This is a genomic window from Pricia sp. (assembly GCF_041745955.1).
Classification (GTDB): domain Bacteria; phylum Bacteroidota; class Bacteroidia; order Flavobacteriales; family Flavobacteriaceae; genus Pricia.
Window position 1 is genome coordinate 1 of record NZ_JBGTHY010000285.1, and the last position, 4,664, is coordinate 4,664.

At 46.3% G+C, this 4,664-nt stretch carries 4 protein-coding genes; all 4 read left to right on the forward strand.

Annotated elements, in window-relative coordinates:
• Window positions 1–120: 120 nt before the first annotated feature.
• The gene (locus ACEW8S_RS10505; protein ID WP_373518107.1) at window positions 121–3,051 is read left to right on the forward strand and encodes a PEP/pyruvate-binding domain-containing protein; all 2,931 of its coding nucleotides are present in this window, start codon (window positions 121–123) and stop codon (window positions 3,049–3,051) included.
• Between the two features lie 12 nt (window positions 3,052–3,063).
• The gene (locus ACEW8S_RS10510; RefSeq protein WP_373518108.1) at window positions 3,064–3,273 is read left to right on the forward strand and encodes a DUF2281 domain-containing protein; all 210 of its coding nucleotides are present in this window, start codon (window positions 3,064–3,066) and stop codon (window positions 3,271–3,273) included.
• A complete protein-coding gene (locus ACEW8S_RS10515; protein WP_373518109.1) occupies window positions 3,270–3,659 on the forward strand; it encodes a type II toxin-antitoxin system VapC family toxin in 390 nt (129 codons plus the stop codon). The genes ACEW8S_RS10510 and ACEW8S_RS10515 overlap by 4 nt, the downstream gene beginning before the upstream one ends.
• 51 nt (window positions 3,660–3,710) lie before the next feature.
• The coding region (locus ACEW8S_RS10520) for a hypothetical protein (protein ID WP_373518110.1) at window positions 3,711–4,664 on the forward strand (954 nt) is incomplete at its 3' end.

Sequence of the window (4,664 nt, forward strand, 5' to 3'; positions counted from 1 at the left end):
TTTATTGATAACCAGAAATATAGCCAAAAGGATGCATGAAAACGGTCTCATTCGAATATTTTATTTCCTATATAATTTGGCAGTACTTTTGATATCCCTAACCATAACCAGCGTATTAACATGATCAAACACATCTTGCTAGGTCTTACCGCTTTGCTTTTCTCTACTGTGGCAATCGGCCAAAAGAAAATCGACAACGCCCAATTGGCAGCCCGGATTACCTCCTATAAAAATGACATTCGGGGCCCTTATAAGGATATCCGCTGGTTCTGTACCGATGGAAGCGTTCGCGCGCCGAAAGATCCCTGTCCCTCTGATATTGGCCCGGGCGTTCAACATGCCCGCTATAAGGATGATGTCGAAGCTATTGGAAAGGACCACCATATTTATTTGGGACAACTTTTGTCCTATACAGATACGAATGATTTCTGGGATGCAAAAAATGACCATTCCCGTTTGAAACAATATCAGCTGGATAAATACCTACGCTCTGTCGATAATGGATGGGTCAATCAAAAGGGACAGTTCTACCGTGGTGCCGTACAGGCCGAAGACGAAGAAGCCTGGGGGATAGCTTTTTATAAAGGGATATTGTATAAGGATGACGTCTTAACCAAAAACTACTTTTTGGTGCGCCAGTCCTTAAAGGATGTGCCTCACAGCGGTGACGACAACCTAGCACAACGGATGCGTAGCGAATCAAAGGTCATTTCAGATGCCTACTTACCTTTTATGGACCTGCGGGTAAAGATCCACGGCCAACCGGAAGTTGCGGATATCGAAAAGGTAAAGGCGTTCCAGAAAAAGAACAGTACACAATTGACGGCGGAACAGAACAAACAACTCGACGAACTCATCGCTACCATGACGGATTTCTTCACCCCCATCGACATTAAAAAACTGGGCCAAAAAACGGATTTGCTAAAAGGCACTCCCTTAGGAAAGACGTTGAATGATTTTATCGCCAAGAATTCCTCCAAAACAAAATCTTCCGAACTAATTTCCGCAACAGCGCAAGTAGTGTTGGACATCCGACAAGGGATCGGGGAAGAGAAACGCCCCATAGTCCGATTGCAATTGCTGGATATCTCCCTAAAACTAGAGGAAATCCTCTTCAAAAATGCCTCTAAATGGCAACCAGAGACCTTAAAGGAACAGCTGCATAAAATCCAAGCACTCACCACCGCTTCGGCCGGGGCAGGCTACTTGGAGCTCTGGGAATACGAACAGATCAAAAACGTTCTGAACACCTCGAATACCGATAAAATAACCTTGGCCGAACTGAACACCGTTCTCGAAACCGCCCGCGGTGCGGTGGAGTGGAGCGCCGCAATGGTCAAGGCCAACTATCAGGATATCGTAGACACCTACACCGGTTTCGAACCCAAGGCCTACGGCTTTATCGACGACCGTATCCGGGGCTCGATAGCCTTACATCTTGGAAAAAGCGTAGGCGAACTTGGTGATTTTATCGCTAAGGAATCCGCACTAACCAACAAGGTCATGGATATCGCCAACCAAAGTACCGTACGCGGACTCAACCCCGGCTATGCCTTCGGAGAGTTGGTAGTAGTGGGCGGTTCGCCCGATGATGTCGAGGTATCTTCCGATAAGATCTATATTTTCATGCGCTCCCCCGCCGATTTAAAGCCCGTCGCCGGCATCGCCACCGTGGCCGAGGGCAATATGGTTTCCCATGTGCAGTTGTTGGCAAGAAATCTGGGAATCCCCAACGCCGCCTTATCGGATGAAAATCTACAGAGCCTTAAAAAATATGATGGCCAGCGGGTGTTCTATGCCGTTTCGAACAAAGGCAACGTCATTTTAAAACCGGAAGCACAAATAACCGCCCAAGAGCGCGAACTGTTCGCCAAAAAAGAACGGAACACCGAAAAAATAGAAGTCCCAATCGAAAAAATCCGTTTGGACGATACCGATGTCCTGAATCTTCGTGACGTCGATGCCAGCGACTCCGGACAATTATGCGGTCCGAAAGCTGCGAATCTGGGACAGCTGAAAAAGATGTTCCCCGATAAGGTCGTCGAAGGCTTGGTCATCCCCTTCGGAATTTTCCGGCAACACATGGATCAGTCTATGCCGGGGCAATCGGTTTCCTATTGGAAATTCCTAAACACCCTGTTCGCCGAAGCGGAAAAAATGCGAACCCGGAACGTACCCGAACCCGAAGTAGAAAACTATCAACTGCGCCAGTTGGAAACCCTACGCGTGGCCATCGCCAAAATGCCGCTAAAAGCCAACTTCATAATCGAACTCGAAAAGAATTTCAAATCCATTTTAGGCAAAAGCTTGGGCGAAATCCCCGTTTTCCTGCGCAGCGACACCAATATGGAAGACCTAAAGGATTTTACCGGCGCCGGACTCAACCTGACCAAATTCAACGTACTCGACAAAGAAGCCATCATCAACGGCATCAAAGAGGTATGGGCCTCGCCCTACACCGAACGCAGCTTTAAATGGCGGCAGAAATATTTGTTGAATCCCGAAAACGTTTTTCCATCAATTCTGGTCATTCCCAGTGTCGATGTCGATTATTCGGGCGTTTTGATTACAAAAGGCATCAACAGCGGTAACGAAAAAGACCTCACCATCGCCTTCAGCCGCGGTGCAGGCGGTGCCGTGGACGGGCAATCCGCCGAAACCTACACCGTATATAATGACGGCGGCTATCGCTTACTGGCACCTGCCCGCGAAACCTTCTATAACAGCCTTCCCGCCACCGGCGGCACCGGCAAAAAATCCGCAACTTTTGAGAAACCGGTTCTCAACGAGAAGAATATCGACGAGATTCGCGAGTTTGCCAAGACCATCCGAAAAACCCTTCCAAAGGAAACCAAATCCGATTACAAGGGAGCTTATGATGTAGAACTCGGTTTTCAAAACGATAAACTATGGCTGTTTCAGATACGCCCTTTTGTGGAAAACAAAAAGGCCTTGAGTTCGGGGTATTTGGAGTCGATTACACCGAAGATCGATGTGAAGAAGGAGGTTTTGCTTTCGAGCAAGATAAACGGGGAAATCAAGAAAAAATAGTAACTTAGCCTTATGTCCGACATCGATATTTACATACAAATTTCAACTCTACCGGATGACCTGAAAAAGGAGGTCGGTAATTTCGTTGCATTTCTGAAATCGAAAAAGAGTACAAAAGTAACGACCAAAAAGCAGGTTAAAGGGGGCTTGGCAAAAGGACTAATAGAAATGACAGATGATTTTGACGACCCATTGGAAGATTTTAAAGAATATATGCCGTGAAGTTGCTCTTGGATACCCATGCGGTTATTTGGTTGATAACAGGAGATGAAAGATTACCGAAGAGGACAAAAGCGATTATTGAAAATAAAGACAACACTAGCTTCGTCAGTATTGCTTCCCTGTGGGAAATGGGCATTAAACATTCGTTGGGAAAACTTAATCTAAAAACGGGCCTTAGCGAAATATTTGATTTAATCGACGAAAGCGGATTGAATTTGTTGTCAATTACACCTTCTCATATTTTGACCAATACCACTTTAGATTTCCATAACAAAGACCCTTTTGACAGGTTGATTATTTCCCAAGCCCAGTGCGAAGGCTTCACCGTGGATTCAAAAGATGGGTTGTTCAAAAACTACAAAATCAAACTTCTTTGGGAAAAATGAAATTCCCCCAACTGTTGCCCGCTATCCTGAATTTTATCAAAAACCAATTCTATGAATAAACAAATCCTATTTGGGCTATTTTTTTTATGCCTTTTTTCTGCCTTCACATCCCTAACTTATTACCCCATTGACGGCTACGAACACACTGGCATTAAACGCCTCAAACGTCTAGAGCTAATAAGGAACGGCGAAATTAAGGCGGCCTCGGCCTTGCCAGCGGGAGCATTAAAATCTTACAGCGAAATTCAGCTCAATCTGCTCCCAAGGGCAGCAGACAGCGCATCCGCCCTAATGACAGTCGACGAGGACTTCCAAAAAGAAATCAACGGACTTTTCAGGGGCTTGGACAAAAGCTATTCCCTGACCGTACTCGATATTTCCGATGTCAATAACATCCGATATGCAGAGCGTAACGAAAAAGCAGGGTATCAGCCAGGCAGTGTCGGCAAACTGGCTGTACTAAACGGACTCTTTTCCCAACTCGCCAAAATCTATCCCGATTCCTTCGAAAAACGTACGGAGCTGCTCCGGAATAAATCCGTCAAAGCGGGCGTTTGGGGACTGACCGATGAGCACACCATTCCCATTTATAACATCGAAAAAAACACCTTGGTCAAACGGCAAGTCATCGCCAGCGATGTTTTTACGCTCTACGAATGGGCGGATCATATGCTATCCGTTAGCAACAACGGGGCGGCCAGTATTGTATGGCGCGAAGTGCTTTTAATGGCAGCTTTCGGAGAGAAATATCCCGATTTGATCCAAGAAGAGGCGGATACTTATTTCAAGGAAACACCCAAAAAAGAACTGACCGATCTCGGCAACGATGTCGTTAACCTTCCCTTACGCGATTTGGGAATAAATGCCGACGAATGGCGGCTGGGCAGTTTTTTCACCCGCGGCGCCAACACCTACGTAGGCGACAAAGGCGGAAGCATCGGATCGCCATTGGGATTAATGAAATTCTTGGTCCAACTTGAACAGGGCAAAGTAGTCGATGAACAG